This is a genomic window from Corynebacterium sp. MSK004 (assembly GCF_030232515.1).
Classification (GTDB): Bacteria; Actinomycetota; Actinomycetes; order Mycobacteriales; family Mycobacteriaceae; genus Corynebacterium; species Corynebacterium hesseae.
Genome location: NZ_JASPKB010000009.1, coordinates 105,715 through 122,034 on the forward strand (window position 1 = coordinate 105,715; position 16,320 = coordinate 122,034).

General features: G+C 59.4%; 13 protein-coding genes. 4 read left to right on the plus strand and 9 right to left on the minus strand.

What is annotated here, in order from left to right:
* Positions 1–1,220 precede the first annotated feature (1,220 nt).
* From qcrB to ctaC, 6 genes are all read right to left on the minus strand, one after another.
* On the minus strand, positions 1,221–2,843 hold the full coding sequence (qcrB, locus tag QP999_RS11275) for a cytochrome bc1 complex cytochrome b subunit (protein WP_284848335.1): 1,623 nt from the start codon (positions 2,841–2,843) through the stop codon (positions 1,221–1,223).
* On the minus strand, positions 2,843–4,063 hold the full coding sequence (gene qcrA / locus QP999_RS11280; RefSeq protein ID WP_284848336.1) for a cytochrome bc1 complex Rieske iron-sulfur subunit: 1,221 nt from the start codon (positions 4,061–4,063) through the stop codon (positions 2,843–2,845). Before qcrA ends, qcrB begins: the two co-directional genes overlap by 1 nt.
* Positions 4,060–4,947, minus strand: coding sequence for a cytochrome bc1 complex diheme cytochrome c subunit (qcrC, locus tag QP999_RS11285; RefSeq protein ID WP_284848337.1), 888 nt, complete (start codon positions 4,945–4,947; stop codon positions 4,060–4,062). Before qcrC ends, qcrA begins: the two co-directional genes overlap by 4 nt.
* Before the next feature lie 67 nt (positions 4,948–5,014).
* The gene (ctaE, locus tag QP999_RS11290; protein WP_502870666.1) at positions 5,015–5,626 is read right to left on the minus strand and encodes an aa3-type cytochrome oxidase subunit III; all 612 of its coding nucleotides are present in this window, start codon (positions 5,624–5,626) and stop codon (positions 5,015–5,017) included.
* A 557-nt stretch (positions 5,627–6,183) separates the two neighbouring features.
* A complete protein-coding gene (ctaF, locus tag QP999_RS11295; protein ID WP_284848338.1) occupies positions 6,184–6,615 on the minus strand; it encodes an aa3-type cytochrome oxidase subunit IV in 432 nt (143 codons plus the stop codon).
* Between the two features lie 19 nt (positions 6,616–6,634).
* The gene (gene ctaC, locus QP999_RS11300) at positions 6,635–7,714 is read right to left on the minus strand and encodes an aa3-type cytochrome oxidase subunit II (protein ID WP_284848339.1); all 1,080 of its coding nucleotides are present in this window, start codon (positions 7,712–7,714) and stop codon (positions 6,635–6,637) included.
* Between the two features lie 354 nt (positions 7,715–8,068).
* Here ctaC and asnB point away from each other — a divergent pair, with 354 nt between their 5' ends.
* Positions 8,069–9,991, plus strand: a complete 1,923-nt coding sequence (gene asnB, locus QP999_RS11305) for an asparagine synthase (glutamine-hydrolyzing) (protein WP_284848340.1) — start codon at positions 8,069–8,071, stop codon at positions 9,989–9,991.
* Positions 9,992–10,058: 67 nt separating this feature from the next.
* Here asnB and QP999_RS11310 read toward each other — a convergent pair whose 3' ends face one another.
* Positions 10,059–10,403 carry a HesB/IscA family protein gene (locus QP999_RS11310; protein WP_010190580.1) on the minus strand — a complete coding sequence of 115 codons (345 nt, stop codon included), beginning with the start codon at positions 10,401–10,403 and terminating at the stop codon, positions 10,059–10,061.
* A gap of 180 nt (positions 10,404–10,583) precedes the next feature.
* Here QP999_RS11310 and QP999_RS11315 point away from each other — a divergent pair, with 180 nt between their 5' ends.
* Both QP999_RS11315 and QP999_RS11320 read left to right on the plus strand, forming a co-directional pair.
* Entirely contained in the window at positions 10,584–11,276 is a 693-nt protein-coding gene (locus QP999_RS11315; RefSeq protein WP_284848341.1) for a DUF3043 domain-containing protein, read from the plus strand.
* A gap of 12 nt (positions 11,277–11,288) precedes the next feature.
* Positions 11,289–12,206, plus strand: coding sequence for a nicotinate-nucleotide--dimethylbenzimidazole phosphoribosyltransferase (locus tag QP999_RS11320; RefSeq protein ID WP_284848342.1), 918 nt, complete (start codon positions 11,289–11,291; stop codon positions 12,204–12,206).
* Positions 12,207–12,215: 9 nt separating this feature from the next.
* Here QP999_RS11320 and QP999_RS11325 read toward each other — a convergent pair whose 3' ends face one another.
* Entirely contained in the window at positions 12,216–13,319 is a 1,104-nt protein-coding gene (locus tag QP999_RS11325; RefSeq protein ID WP_284848343.1) for a branched-chain amino acid aminotransferase, read from the minus strand.
* A 165-nt stretch (positions 13,320–13,484) separates the two neighbouring features.
* Here QP999_RS11325 and QP999_RS11330 point away from each other — a divergent pair, with 165 nt between their 5' ends.
* The gene (locus tag QP999_RS11330; protein WP_284848344.1) at positions 13,485–14,984 is read left to right on the plus strand and encodes a leucyl aminopeptidase; all 1,500 of its coding nucleotides are present in this window, start codon (positions 13,485–13,487) and stop codon (positions 14,982–14,984) included.
* A gap of 48 nt (positions 14,985–15,032) precedes the next feature.
* Here the strand turns inward: QP999_RS11330 and QP999_RS11335 are convergent, their stop codons facing one another.
* A complete protein-coding gene (locus tag QP999_RS11335; RefSeq protein WP_284848345.1) occupies positions 15,033–16,307 on the minus strand; it encodes a glutaminase in 1,275 nt (424 codons plus the stop codon).
* Between the last annotated feature and the right edge of the window lie 13 nt (positions 16,308–16,320).

The window sequence follows — 16,320 nt, forward strand, 5'->3', positions numbered from 1 at the left end:
ATTTAAACTCCAAATCTTCCTGCGCGCCTACTTTCTCCGCCAAGAAGACATATCTTGTGTTTATCTTCTTTGCAACGCGGACGAAAGCTCTGACCCAAGGGACGGGCCTAGTGTTCGACGATGACCCATTCCTGTAGAGCCATCTCCACTCGGCCCCCCGAATTTTTAGGAGGGGCCAGACGCGGCGCTTAAATCTTCAGTTCGTAATTGAGCACCGGTGATGTGTACGCCGTGTCGGTAACTCAATGTCTCGAATAGGTTACGAAACCATCACAAGCGATGTCGAGTCAGAAACGCAAAACCGACTCCGTTACCGTCCTGTTATCAAATGGCAACCTAAACGACATAGTGCAAAACTTTGCCACTCCAATGCGCAATAACTATCGCCGGAAGCATGCCCTGAGCAGCGGTATCAGGGGCTCAGAAACACGCACCGACCCCTAGACCATTGCCACACTACGAGAAAGAGAAAGCTCCGCAAAACTGGCCATGTAACCTTCATCACACAGCCGTAATGCGCTTTAACAAAAGCCCCATTTGACCCACCACCAACTCCCACCCGGGCCTCAAACGACACTAGTCGCAGTAGGAAATCCACCCTCCCAGGCCCGCACTCATTCCGCCTCCCATCACTCGCGACCAACGCCGATGCAACAGTAGCCATATATATAGAAAGAGAAGCGCGGAAAGCGCACTGTCCAGTCACGCACGACGCTCAACACAGCGATTCCGGCCAAGAGAGACCTGGCGCACCGTTTGAAATCAACTACTAAGGACGCGCGAAGCCTAAGGGAATGAGGAATTCTAGGGCTCGCCGCTTGTCTCAGTATTTGCCCCATCCTCTTCCCTTGTAGCTCTCCCAACGCTGTTCGCTCTGCCTAGAGCGACACAGATTATGGAATGCACAAGGGCTCACTGCCCCTTCCTCTAGCCCCACTAGCACGTGCCAGTGGCTCGCATAAGGGGCAAGATTGCGCTCTATCCGCGCCGCACGCGCACGGCCAGAACGCCCCCCTTACCCCACCTACTTCGCGGAGATCACAGCTTGAGGGAAACCAAGCAAGCGGAAGACCGCAAATGCCCGTCGCGGACGGTCAGCCAAAGGCTCACGGGACTTCACCTAATACACCTCATGCAATAAGACGCTGAAAGCCCGCACCCCTCCCTATTATGCGGAAGGCGGTGCGGGCTCTGTGAGCGTGTTTCAGTGAGTGAAGGCGCTAGATGCGGCCATTCTCCTCGTCATCGCGACGGTTAGCCTCGTTGAGCTGACGGAACATCTCCGTCTCCTCAGCGTGGTTCTCGTGACGAATCTCATTGACGCGGGACACGATAGCCGGGTCGTCGCTGGAGAAGATACCCTGCGTCTCGGAGTCAGCCAGACCAAGCTGGTTAAGCTGCTTCGGAACCTGGGCGCCAGCGTACTCGAGCGGAATCGGGTGGCCGTGGTCATCGACCGGGCCGAGCGGCTGGTGAACCTCGATGAAGGCACCGTTCGGCAGCTGCTTAATAACGCCGGTCTCAATACCGTGCTCCAGTACCTCGCGGTCGGAGCGCTGCAGACCAACGCAGATGCGGTAGGTCATGAAGTATGCAATCGGCGGCAGGACAATCAGACCGATGCGGCCAACCCAGGTCATCGCATTCAGCGAGATCTGGAAGAAGTGTGCCACGTGGTCGTTACCACCAGACAGCGTTACCAGCAGGAAGAAGACGATGGCAGCCGCACCGATAGCGGAGCGAACCGGCACGTCGCGCGGGCGCTGCAGAAGGTTGTGGTGAGCGTCATCGCCCGTCAGCTTCTTCTCGATGAAGGGGTAGGCGAAGAGCAGGACAACCATCAGGCCACAGAGCAGTGCAACCCAGAACGCAGACGGGATGGTGTAGTTGCCGATGTAGAGCTCCCATGCCGGCATGACACGAGCAACACCGTCAGTCCACAGCATGTAAATATCCGGCTGGGAACCAGCGGAGACCTGGGACGGGTTGTACGGGCCAAGGTTCCAGATGGCGTTAATCGTCATCAGGCCGGAAATAAGAGCCAGCACGCCAGCAACCATCATGCCCATGCCGATGGCCTTCGTGGCGAAGACCGGCATAATGCGGACACCGACAACGTTGTTCTCAGCGCGCCCCGGTCCAGGGAACTGGGTGTGCTTCTGGAACCAGACCATGATGAGGTGCGCTGCGATGAGGCCCAGGATGATGCCCGGGATAACCAGCACGTGCAGGATGTAGAAGCGGTCCAGCATCAGGTCGGACGGGAAGTCGCCACCGAAGATGGCCCAGTGCAGCCAGGTGCCGATGATCGGCAGACCCAGGATGATGGCGGACATGATTCGCAGACCAACACCGGAGAGCAGGTCATCCGGGAGGGAGTAACCGAGGAAGCCCTCGACCATGCCCAGCAGGATCAGAGCGCAACCGATAATCCAGTTGGCCTCACGCGGGCGACGGAACGCGCCGGTGAAGAAGATACGCAGCATGTGGGCAATCATGGACATCATGAACATGAGTGCTGCCCAGTGGTGCATCTGGCGAACGAACAGGCCGCCGCGCACCTCAAAGGAAATATCCAGCGCGGTTGCATAAGCGCGGGACATCTCGACGCCGTTCAGCGGAGTGTAGCCGCCGTCGTAGATGACCTTCGTGATGGAAGGATCGAAGAACAGCGCCAAGTAGATGCCGGTCAGCACCAAGATGATGAAGCTGTACAGTGCCATCTCACCGAGCATGAAGGACCAGTGAGTGGGAAAGACTTTGTTGAGCTGGGTACGCAGGACGCCGGCAGCGGAGTACCGCTCGTCCATGTTGTTACCCATCTGTGCAAGTTTGTTACTCATTATGACTTACGCTCCCAGAATGCAGGTCCGACGGGCTCGATGAAGTTGCCCTTAGCAATGAGGTAGCCCTCTTCATCCACGTCAATCGGCAGCTGCGGCAGCGCACGGGCGGCTGGGCCGAAGACCGGCTTGCCGTAGTGCAGAGCATCGAACTGCGACTGGTGGCACGGGCAAAGAATACGGTTGGTCTGAGCCTCGTACAACGAGGTCGGGCAACCAATGTGGGTACAAATCTTGGAGTAGGCGTAGTAATCGCCGTAGTGGAAGTCTTCCTGCCCCTTGCGCTCGATGGCCTTCTTGGCGTCATCGTTGCGCAGGCGGATGAGCATCACGGCGTTACGGTTGCCATGGATGGAGTGCATGTGGTTGGTGTAGACGTCCTTATCCTCAGAGTACTCAGCACCATCGTTGACATCCTCAGCAGCCAACGGGAAGACAGTCTCCATACCACCGGCAGCCAGATCCTCCGGGCGCACACGCACCAGGCGGGTGACGCCACGGGTGGTGTAGTGAGAGCCGGACTCCCCTTCGTGCTTTTCGGCGATGGTACCGGTGTCGCGTGCGAGGTAGAGCTTGACGCCCTTCTCGTGCATGGTCCAACCGGAGGTCCACAGGGTGCCATCACCGGCGTAGTCCAGGTCGTGGCGCTTCTTCCACGGGTTGTTGATAGCACCGCCGAGCGGAGCGATAACGGTCAAGCCGAAGAGAACGCCAGCACCACCGAGCAGACCCATGATGGTCTTACGACGACCCAGAGTCGAGGTGGTCCAGGAATCATTCAGCAGCGCGGTCAGCGTGCGACGGTCAACCTCATCAGAGGGGCCATCGTGACGACGCTGAACGGAAATCTCCTCGGGGAGAATCTTCTTGACGTACTGAACAATGGCAAAGCCCAGGCCCAGGATGCACAGACCGGAGGTCAGGCCAAGCAGCGGGGTGTACAGGGTGTGCCACCACAGGCCATCCTCACCCAACATCTTGTACTCCCACGGCCAGAAGAGGTACACGCCGAGGAAAGCGATACCCATCAGGACGGAGATGATCAGCCAGAAGGTGACATTGCCAGCAGCGCGCTTCTCAGCGGGATCGCCCTCGACTGGGAAGCGCTCCTTGCGGAATGCGACGGTCACATCATCCAGCTCGGTACCGAGCGCTGCGAGCTCGTCGTTGCTCATAGCATCGAGCTCTTTACGAGAGTAATTCTTCTTTACGTTGCTCATGAGCGAGATCCAATCCACATAGCGGCAACGCACAGAAGGCTGATGCCGATAATCCACATTGCCAGGCCCTCAGCCACCGGGCCGAGGCCGCCAAGCGACCAACCAGCCGGAGACGGGGTTTCCTTCGCAGACTTGAGGTAGGCGATGATGTCCTTCTTCTCATCTGCGGTCAGCTGACGGTCAGAGAACTTAGGCATGTTCTGCGGACCGGTCAGCATTGCCTGGTAGATCTCCTGCTCGTTGGCCGGGTCGAGCGGCGGAGCGAACTTACCGGAGGAAAGAGCGCCTCCCCTACCGGTGAAGTTGTGGCAGGACGCGCAGTTCATACGGAAGAGCTCGGAGCCCTTTGCTACGTCCTCGGCCTGGATCTGGCCGTTGTAATTAGCACCACGCAGGGACTCCTGCGCAACAGAGCCGTCCTCGTCGTAGACGATGTCGGCACCGCCACCGTTGGCAGCGACGTAGGCGGCAAGCGCCAGGGTCTGCTGCTCGGTGTAGCGCGGAGTCTTGCGCTCAGCCTGAGCGTCGTTGGACATCATCGGCATACGGCCGGAGTGAACCTGGAAGTACACGGAGCCGGCGCCAATACCAACGAGGGAAGGACCACGGTCCTGGATACCCTGCAGGTTCGCACCGTGGCAGGTGATACAAGCGACTTCGTAGATGTCCTTGCCCTCTTGAACGAGTGCCTGGTCATCCTTTGCGGCGGTGGCCACCTGTGCGTCAGGGGTCAGGGCGGAAGCCAAGACACCTGCGCCGGTAAGCCCGATGCTCAATGCAAAGACGCCAGCAAGCGTGCGCTTCGCCTTGCGGCGACGGCGGGTCTTCTTAGCCGCGACAGTGGTCTCTTCCACTGCGGCGGGCTGCTGGATGTTATCCATCATTTTCCTTTAGATAACTCGTACATGGAGATGAATGACTGTAGGCCGGCTATTCTCCGGCGACTACGGCCTACTGAACTAGGTAGATGACTACGAACACGCCAATCCACACGACGTCAACGAAGTGCCAGTAGTAGGACACTGCCATTGCCGCGGTGGCCTGTGCAGGCGTGAACTTGGAGCGGGCAATGCGCGCCAAGATGATTCCGAAGGAAATCAGACCTGCAGTCACGTGAGCCGCGTGGAAGCCGGTCAGAATGTAGAAGACCGAACCGAACACGCTGGACTGAACAGTGACACCAGCCATGATCAACTCTGTCCACTCGAATGCCATGATGCCTAGGAAGACAACACCCAACGCGATGGTCACCGAGTACCAGAGTCGGAGCTTGTATACGTCACCCCTTTCTGCTGCAAACACGCCGAACTGAGAGGTCACGGAGGAAAGAACCAGGACACTCGTAATGAGGAAGCCCATGGGCACGTTGATGTGCGCCGTGTGCTCTGCCCAGTCACCCTCCTGGCCGTTCGCACGCGAGGTGAACCACATCGCGAACAGTCCAGCAAAGAACATCAATTCCTGAGACAGGAACACGATGGTGCCGACGCTGACCATGTTGGGTCGGTTCAGCGCGGCAACACGTGGTGCTGCCATACCTTGGTTAGAAACTACGCTCGTCACGCATAACAGTATGGCTGGTCTGACCGCATAAGTCATCTCATTTCCCCCCGATTTTTTTGAGGCTACGACCTAGACCTTCACAGTTTTCACCCCGGGCAGGAACTATAGATCTTCTTGGAAGTAGTCGGGAACTTTTTAGCGCGCTTTACGACGCCCCATCCCTGCAGGTAGTGAGACTTGGCAACGCTTGTTGTGAAGCCAGCAACAGGACAAGAAGAGGTACGTTTCGCCCACGACCCGGCACCAGGCAGACCAACCCTAATGAGATAAATCACACCCACCGCCACACGTGAAAGTGCAGGACTGCAACTTTCGGTTGACCCCCGTAAAAATAGCCGTTAACGTGCTGGAATTCTAGGCCCAGACCTACAGGCACACGCTTTCGGCGGCCGCCCGCTCCCCCAGCGCTCCACCCGTAGCGAAGTTTTTTCTCCTTTTTGGGAACTTTCCGCAACGCAGTACGACGCCGTCTTGCCAACGACAAAGCCTCCGCCACGATGTGTGGCGGAGGCTTGAGAAGTCGTGACGCTAGAAAGCGCGGCAGAAAAGGTTAAGCTTTAGTGCTTTTCCTTCGGAAGACCATACTGCAGTGAAAGGCCGGTCACGGAGGTGACGAGCAGGACGGCACCCAGGATAATCATCCAGAAGTAGAGGTAGATGATTCCGAGGCCGAGAACCGCAATCGAACCGGTCATGCACAGCGGCCAGATGGAGCTGGGAGAGAAGAAGCCGAGGATACCGGCTGCGTCTTCAGTCTCCGCTTCTTCCCAATCTTCTGGAGCGATGTCAGAGCGGTTATCGGTGAAGTGCAGGTAGCCACCCAGCATGAGGCAGAGCAGCATAGCGAGGACCATGCCCACGATGCCGACCCACTCGGTGCCATACAAGTAGCCATCATCCTTGACGTAGTTAACGCCAATGACGTAGACGATGAGCGACACGAAGAGGTAGGTCGCGATGGAATAAAAGACCTTAGATGTTGCACGCATTTTCTATCAGTTCCTTTTCTTATGCCGCCTCAGCGGTGTCGACAAAGTTGTCGGCATCGCGGGTGTCGCGCAGAGAGTTGAACGGCGCGGTGGTAACTGCGTAAGGCTCTTCACCGATGTGCTCGAGAGCTTCGGCGTTGGTTGCCTGCGGGTTCTCCTCGCGGAACTTGAGGTACTCGTTGAAGTCTGCGCGGTCAACGACGCGAATCTCAAAGTTCATCATGGCATGGTAGGTACCGCACATCTCAGCACAGCGGCCGACGAAGGCACCCTTCTCTTCAATCTTCTCTACCTGGAAGCGACGCTCCTGAGAGTTGTTCTCCGGGTGTGCGTAGACATCGCGCTTGAACAGGAACTCCGGAACCCAGAAAGAGTGGGAGACATCGCCGGAGGCGAGACGGAACTCAATCGGGGTGTCTACCGGGAGAACCAGAACCGGAACCTCTTCGGTGGTACCCACGGTCTCAATCTTGTTGAAGTTGAGGTACGAGATATCACCCATGGACTTACCGTGAATCGGGTTCGGGTTCGGGGTGCCCTCCGGATCCACAGAGGATTCCTCAGCGAGCTTCTGACGCTCGGCGTCAGCACCGTCGTAGTTCTCGCCATCAACCTTATTCTCGGCGTAGCCGAACTTCCAGTTCCATTGGAAAGCCGTGACGTCGACGGTAACTTCAGGATTCTTATCCAGAGCCGTCACCTTCTGCTGCGCCTGAACCGTGAAGAAGAACAGGCCCATGATGATGAGAATCGGAATAATCGTCAGAGCCATCTCCAGCGGCACGTTGTACTGCAGCTGCTTCGGAAACTCACCCTTACCAGCTTTCTCAGCCTTCTTCGCATTCCAACGGAAAATAGCGGTGAGGAACAGACCCCACATAATGAAACCGATGATCCATGCAGCAACCCAGACCCAGATCCAGAAGTTGTACATCGAGGTCGCCTCGGGGGTAATACCCTTTGGCCAGCCCATACCAAGGAGGTTCTCAACGGCCGTCGGTGCTGCGACGTCACAACCTGCCAGAGCTAGGCCGCCCAGAGCGATGACGCCCGCTAGGCCCGCCTTACGGCCGAGGTTGCGTTGCTTACGCTGTCCCACGTGTGTTCTGCCTTTCTGTGCACACAAACTTCTCGAATACTCACAGAGCATTCCTACCCAATCAGGATAGAGGATCCTGCCTGAATTTCAGACCTTTTCGCTGGACTGATTAGACGCTGGCTCCGCTCTATAAATAGTGAACGTACGGGATGTTACCGGCCCACCTGCACAAGGTCACACCGACTACCCCACCCTCCCCCTACCCGCTATGACCCAATTCACAGAGGGCATAGCCGTGCATCATCCGAAAGTTCGCACCCTAACGGGGAGCGCGGCGCGGGGTTCGCAGATCCTCCGGATCCGGCCGTAAAGTGTGTCAAAGATGAAGCTTGATATATAAGGAGAAGCAAGTTTATGTGCGGACTCTGCGCGCTATTGAGCGCCGATCGCAATGCCGTCCAGCACCTGGAGGCCCTCGAGCAATCTCTCCAGTGCATGCGCCACCGCGGCCCCGACGCTGCTGGCACCTGGCATGACGAGGATGCAGCCTTCGGCTTTAACCGTCTATCCATTATCGATCTGGAGCACTCGAACCAGCCGCTTCGCTGGGGCCCGGAAGACAACCCCGAGCGCTATGCCCTCACCTTCAATGGCGAGATTTATAACTACGTGGAGCTGCGCGAAGAGCTTAGTGCCGCCGGCTATACCTTCAATACTGAGGGCGATGGCGAGCCCATCGTCGTCGGCTACCACCATTGGGGCAAGGACGTTGTCGAGCACCTGCGCGGCATGTTCGGTTTCGTCATCTGGGATACTGAAACTCGGACCATGTTCGCCGCGCGCGACCAGTTTGGCATCAAGCCCCTCTACTACGCCACCACCGACGCCGGCACCGTTTTCGCCTCTGAAATGAAGTGCATCCTGTCGATGGCCGGGTCACTGGGTCTAGACCTCAGCCTTGATAAGCGCGCCATCGAGCACTATGTGGACCTGCAGTACGTGCCTGAGCCGGAGTCTCTCCACGCCAATATTCGCCGCGTCGAGTCTGGCTGCACCGTAACGCTTCGCCCTGGCGAAAAAGTTGTATCGGAGCGCTACTTCAAGCCCCGCTTCCCCATACAACCTGTGAAGCAGGGCGAGGAGCAGAAGCTCTTCGATAGGATTGCGCGGGCGTTGGAGGATAGCGTCGAGAAGCACATGCGTGCCGATGTGACCGTCGGTTCCTTCCTCTCCGGCGGCATTGACTCCACCGCCATCGCAGCCTTGGCCAAGCGCCACAACCCGGACCTCCTCACCTTCACCACCGGATTCGAGCGCGAAGGCTACTCCGAGGTCGACGTCGCGGCCGAGTCTGCCGCCGCCATTGGTGTAGAGCACATCGTTAAGATTGTCTCCCCCGAGGAATACGCTGAGGCTGTTCCGAAGATCATGTGGTACCTGGACAACCCCGTGGCAGATCCCTCTCTTGTCCCCTTGTACTTCGTGGCCCAGGAAGCCCGTAAGCACGTCAAGGTGGTGCTGTCTGGTGAAGGTGCCGACGAGCTTTTTGGCGGCTACACCATCTATAAGGAGCCGCTCTCGCTAGCTCCGTTCGAGAAGATCCCCTCCCCGTTGCGCCGCGGCTTAGGCAAGCTCTCACAGGTCCTCCCCGAGGGAATGAAGGGCAAGTCCCTGCTCAACCGCGGTTCCATGACCATGGAAGAGCGTTACTACGGCAACGCCCGCTCCTTCAACTTCGAGCAACTCCAGCGGGTGCTCCCGGGGGCCAAGCCGGAGTGGGACCACCGCGAGGTTACCGCTCCGATTTATGCGCAGTCCCAAGACTTTGACCCGGTAGCCCGCATGCAGCACCTCGACCTGTTTACGTGGATGCGCGGCGATATTTTGGTCAAGGCCGATAAGATGAACATGGCCAACTCCCTGGAGCTGCGCGTTCCTTTCCTGGACAAAGAAGTATTCAAGGTCGCGGAAACTATCCCCTACGATCTCAAGATTGCGCACGGCACCACCAAGTACGCGCTGCGCAAAGCCATGGAACAGATCGTCCCGCCGCACGTACTGCACCGCAAGAAGCTGGGCTTCCCGGTTCCTATGCGCCACTGGTTGGCCGGCGATGAGCTTTATGGATGGGCCCAGGATCAGATCACGGAGTCCCAGACCGAGGACATCTTCAACAAGAAGGAAGTTCTGGAGATGCTCAAGGAGCACCGTGACGGAATCACCGATCACTCCCGCCGCCTGTGGACGGTGCTGTCCTTCATGATTTGGCATGGCATCTTCGTGGAAGAGCGCATCGACCCGAAGATTGAGCAGCGCGATTACCCCGTGAAGCTCTAATAAAATAGAGAATAAAAATGAAGCCCTCGCCATATGGCGAGGGCTTCGACATATCGTCTATGTGACTTTAATTGAAGGAGTCACCGCAAGCGCAGGAACCGCCAGCGTTGGGATTATCGATGGTAAAGCCTTGGGCCTCAATGGTGTCGGAGAAGTCGATCTTGGCGCCAGTGAGGTACGGGATGGACATCTTGTCTACGACGAGGTTGACACCGCCAATGGAGTCCACCTTGTCACCATCCAAGGTGCGGTCATCGAAGTAGAGCTGGTAGCGCAAGCCCGCGCAGCCGCCCGGCTGGACAGCAATGCGCAGTGACAGATCATCGCGGCCTTCCTGATCAAGCAGGGACTTTGCCTTGGCCGCAGCGGCCTCGGTCAGGATAACTCCGGTTGCAGACGCGGGAGCGGTCATGATTTCTCCTCTTATGTTTACGGAATTTTTTCTGGAGCCCACCCTACCCCCTCATACAAGAGGAAGAAAGGATGCCTCACAGTTCACTAGTGGTTCACTGGTGCCCTGTTCCCTCACCACAACGCTATCTCCCGCGGGCCTATTCCCGTTATGTCCGCGCGACCTTGTACGCTAAACAGCGTGAAACTTCCGTGGCAAAAAGATGACAAGACTTCTTCCCCCGCCGAGCACACCCCGACGCCGGAAGAGCAACCCGCCGCCGAGAAACCGCACCGCAAGGGCTACACGCCGCCGAAAGGCCGCCCCACGCCTAAGCGTGATGCGCAGGAAATCGCCCGCGGCGTCAAGCGTGATCCCCGGGGAATGTCGGACGCGCAGCGCTACCAGCACCGCAAGGAACTCAAGGCTTCCATGTCTAAGGCAGAGTGGAAGGAATATAAGCGCAAGGAGCGCCAAGAGTCCCGCGAGCGCAACAAGGTGGCACAGGAGCGCATGGCCGCTGGTGACGAGCGCTACCTCCTCGCCCGCGATAAGGGCGATGTCCGCCGCTACGTGCGCGATTGGGTAGATTCCCACCGCTTCATTAACGAGTGGGTCATGCCCTTTATGATCGTGCTGCTGGTGCTCATGTTCGTCGGCAGCCGGGACCCACGCATGTCGCAAATCATCTCGATTGGCGCCATGGCGGTCATCCTGGTTTTCGCTGTCGAGGGTTTCTGGCTCGCGCGTAAGTGCAACAACGCAGTGCGCCTGAAGTTCCCCGGCACCACCGAGGCCGGTTTTGGTCTAGGGTTCTACGCGTACTCCCGTGCCTCCCAACCGCGCAAGTGGCGCACGCCGCGTCCGCAGGTGGAGCGCGGAGCTACCGTCTAAGCCGGAGGACACATGCCTGAATTCACCGCGGTTCCCCAGCTGCGCCCTTCAACCGCAGCACAACCAAACCGCATGGCAGAGATTGCTGCATGGCTGGCGGCAGCGCAGGATTCTCCGCAGGCCACACCTCTTGAGCGGCCCCGGGCCATCGTCTTTGAAGACGCCCGGCCCACCGCTGAACGCACTGTCGACGGCGTGGGTATCACGCAACATTCCTCCGTTGATGAGGAACAGTGGCGCGATAATCTCCTCAGCGCTGCGCAGCGGGCAGGGGCGGGCATCGACTTCGTCGAGTGCACCAGCGGCGACTCCGAAAACTCTGAACCGTACGACAGCACTACCGCCATGTCCCCTGCGGAGTGCGAGTCCTTCCTCAGCCTAGGCATGACCACGGCAGATCGGGAGATCGATTCCGGCGCTGACCTGCTCATCGCGTCCGCTTGTGGAATCGACACGGAGACCGTTGCCACCAGTGTTATGGGCCGGATTACCCACACCGAACCGGTAGCGATCGTGGGGACAAATACTCTCGCCAGTGGTATCACGGATGCGCAGTGGAAGGTCCGCGTCAGTGTTGTGCGCGACTGCATGTTCCGTGCACGCAAACTAGAGGGTTGGGAGGTCGTCCAGACCATCGGTTCCCCGAACCTCGCGGCATTGGTGGGTTTCATCGCGCAGGCCACGGCGAGACGAACACCGGTGCTTATCGACGGCCCCTTGGCAGCCACCGCCGCTGTCCTAGCCGAGCGCACTGCGCCCGGTGTGAAGGGCTGGTTGCGCGCGGGAACCACCACCCCCGAACCGGCGCACGCCCTCGCCCTCAAGGAGCTGGGGCTTAACCCACTGCTTGATTTAAACCTGAGTGAAGGTTTCCCCCTCGGCGCGCTCGCGGCCTTGCCGCTGGTGCAGCTGGCCGCCGAGCTCGCCTAGGCAGCCCACTTATTTCGCTTCAACCAGCGTGTGCAGCCAGCCGTGAGTATCCTCAACGGACCCGCGCTGGATACCGGTGAGGCGCTCGCGCAGAGCCATCGTCGTCGCCCCCGCCTCATCGTTATTAATGTGGAAGTCGGTATCAGTGCCCATGACGTGACCAACCGGGGTAATGACAGCCGCGGTACCGCAGGCAAAGGCTTCCACCATCGCGCCGGAAGCAACGTCCTGCTCCCATTCCTTGTAGGTGATGCGGCGTTCTTCCACCTTCAGCCCCATGTCTTCGGCCACCTGCAGCAGAGACTTGCGGGTAATACCCGGCAGCAGCGAGCCCGACAGTTCCGGAGTGACCAGGGTCTGGTTACCCTCTTCGCCATAGACGAAGGCCAGGTTCATGCCGCCCATTTCCTCGATATAGGTGCGCTCGATAGCATCCAGCCACACCACCTGGTCGCAGCCCTCTTCCGCCGCCTGCGCCTGCGCGAGCAGCGAAGCCGCGTAGTTGCCGGCGAATTTCGCTGCACCGGTGCCGCCGGGAGCGGCGCGAACATAGTCGGTGGACAGCCAGACGGACACCGGCTTGATACCACCGGAGAAGTAGGCGCCAGCTGGGGAGGCGATGACGACATAGCGGTAGGCATCCGCCGGGTGCACGCCCAGCGAAACATCAGTGGCGATCATGAAAGGCCGGAAGTACAGGGCCGCCTCGCCGCCGGCTTCAGGAACCCAGGCCTGATCGACGTCGACAAGCTGACGCAGGGACTCCACGAACTCCTCTTCCGGGAGCTCCGGCATGGCCATGCGCCGGGCGGAAGCCTGCAGACGCTGCGCGTTTTGCTCTGGGCGGAAGGTGGCGATGCTGCCGTCAGGCTGGCGGTAGGCCTTGATGCCCTCGAAGATGGCCTGGCCGTAATGAAAGACGGTGGACGCCGGATCCATGCTGAACGGTTCGTAAGGGCGCACCTGCGCGTCGTGCCAACCCTTGTCCTCAGTCCAGTCAATCGTCACCATGTGGTCGGTGAAGTACTTGCCAAAGCCCGGGTTCGCCAAAATCTCCTGCAGGCGTTCCGGGAAGGTGGGACTATCAGTTCGCGTCACGGTGTAATTCAACATGCATCACACCGTACTCCCCAGACACCTATAGCAGTGCAGAAATGCCCAAGCGAAATACCGAGTGACATAGTCAGCCTTCGCGTACATTGCCCCTCCGCGTTCCATATCATGGACACAGGTAGGGTGTGAGGAGTATCCCATTGTCATTTTCTCAAGGAGGACATCGTGGCTTCTTCCACGTTCGAACTGCCCGCACGCGGCTCTTTCCCCACCGTTGAGCTGGCCAAAAAGGCCCCCAAGCAGGCGGACGCCCTGTTGATCGCAACCTTTGCTGGCGAAGAGGGACTCGAGGTTCCGGGCACCTCCCTGCTCGGCTCTTCCGCACTGCGCTCGACGTATGAGGCCCTCGCCGCCGTGGGTGCGGCGGGCAAGGCCGGGGAGATCGTGAAGGTTCCCGCTCCACAGAAGGCAGGTGCCGCTCAGGTCATCGCGTTGGGTTTGGGTGACGTTGAGGCGCTTGACGATGAAGCTTTGCGCCGCGCCGCCGGCAGCGCCGCTCGCGCCACTGCGGGCGTGGGCACCATCGTGACCACCTTGGCGGACTTCGGCGTTACTGCCGCCGTTGAGGGACTCATCCTCGGCGGCTATGCCTACCGCGGAATCCGCTCCACTGAGCTCACGGAAAAGGAGCAACCGGCTACCTTCATCGTGGTGGCTGATAAGTCTGTTTCCGAAGAATTCGAGGCAGCCCGCACCGTGGCTGAGTCTGTTTTGCTCGCCCGCGACCTAGTGAATGCCCCCGCCAACGAGCTTTACCCGGAGTCTTACGCCGACTTCCTTTCCGGCCAGGCCAAGGAGGCCGGTCTTGACGTCGAGGTTCTCGATGAAAAGCAGCTGGAGAAACAGGGCTTCGGCGGAATCTTGGCCGTGGGCAAGGGCTCGGCCCGCCCGCCGCGCTTGGTGCGCCTGAGCTGGAAGCCCAAGAAGGCCAAGAAGCACGTGGCCCTCGTGGGTAAGGGCATCACCTTCGATACCGGCGGTATTTCCTTGAAGCCGGGCAATGGCATGTGGGACATGATCTCTGACATGGGCGGCTCCGCTGCCATGGCGGCCACCATCATCGCCGCTGCCAAGCTGAAGCTGCCAGTCCAGATTACCGCCACCTTGCCGCTGGCGGAGAACATGCCGGGCTCTGGTGCCACCCGCCCGGGCGATGTCATTACCCACTACGGTGGCCTGACCTCCGAGGTCCTCAACACCGACGCCGAGGGCCGCCTCGTGCTGTCGGACGCCATCGCTCGCGCCAGCGAGGATAAGCCGGATTACCTCATCGAGACCGCAACGCTTACCGGCGCACAGATCGTGGCGCTCGGTTCGCGCACCTCCGGCATCATGGGCTCTGAGGTCTTCCGCGATCGCTTGGCCGAAATCGGCCGCGAGGTGGGCGAGAATGCCTGGGCCATGCCGCTGCTGGAAGAGCACGACGAGGAGATCAAGTCCCAGGCCGCGGACATCCGCAACATCAACGCCAAGCGTGAGGGAGGCATGGAATTCGCCGGCACCTACCTCAAGCAATTCGTGGGCGAGGGCATCGAGTGGGCCCACATCGATATCGCCGGCCCTTCCTGGAACGGTTCCGCCCCGCGCGGCTACACCCCGAAGCGCGCTACCGGTGTGCCGGTGCGCACCGTGGTGGCCGCGCTGCGCGAGATCGCAGAAGCCTAGATCAGAGCGTCTTCAATTCTGCCCCTCGCGTGAGCGACCTTAGGCCGCTCACACTTCTTCACCGGCGATGACGTAGTCCTCCTTGTCCGCCAGCGGGAGGACGGTGCCATCTGACATGGCGCGGTCGGTGACGAGCCCGTCATCGTCGACAAGCGCGACCTCATTGCCTTCCTCACGCAGCCGGCGTAGTCCTTCCTTGAGCATGCGCCGCCCCACCTTGTGCAGCCCAGAGACCTGCGAGAAGTCCAAGGCCAAGCGTTTGCCGGAGAATTGACGCTCCTCCAGCTCGTGGAGGATGGCTTCGGTAGCGGTGAAGTTGATATGACCCTGCAGGCGGATGATCGCCGTCTCCTCATCTTCATCAACGCTGCGTACTGGGTGCACACCGAAGCGGTTCTCTGTGGACATCAGGTGCAGACCCATGTCCGAGGAGAGCTCGCGGAAAATTGCGGTGCCGCGCACGCTATTTCCCTGCTCATCGAGGCGCGGAGAGAACGTCGCCACACCGATCTGGCCCGGCAGGGTACCGATGAGACCGCCGGCTACGCCTGACTTCGCCGGGATTCCTACTTCCGTCATCCAGCGCCCAGCGCCGTCGTACATGCCGCAAGAGCTCATCACCGCCAGGGTCATGCGGCAAACATCGGCGTCTAAAATCTTCTCTCCTGTTACCGGCTGGCGCCCACCATTGGCCAAGGTCGCGGTCATGACGGAAAGGTCGCGCACATCGACCGACAGCGCGCACTGCGAGGTATAGGACAGCACGGCGTCGTGAGCATCATCCTGAATGATGCCATAGGAGCGCAGCATATGCGCGAGGGAGAGGTTACGCTCGGCATGCTCAAGTTCGGAGTCACACAGGCGCTTGTCGACGTCCACCTCGCGCCCCGCCAATTGGGATATGAAGGCGCGAATCTTCTCCACGCGGTCCTCCACGCTGGAGTCCACTCCGTTGATGAGCTGGTTGACCACGATGGCACCGGCGTTAATCATCGGGTTTACTGGGCGGTGGTCTTTGGCTAGGGAAAGCTCGTTGAAAGCCTGCCCAGAGGGCTCGAGGCCGACGACGTCACGCACCGCGTCTAAGCCCAGCTCACTCAAAGCGAGGGCGTAGACGAAGGGTTTGGAGATGGACTGAATGGTGAAGCGGTTTTCTGCGTCACCGGCGCTATACAGGTGGCCCGTGACAGAGCACAGCGCAACGCCCAACTGGTCTGGGTTTGCGCTGGCCAGTTCCGGGATATAGTCCGCGACTTCTCCGGAATCGTGATCGTGAACGCCATCAAGGATCTTCTGTAAATAAAAAGGAATCGGTGTTTTCATCGCTTCCCAGGGT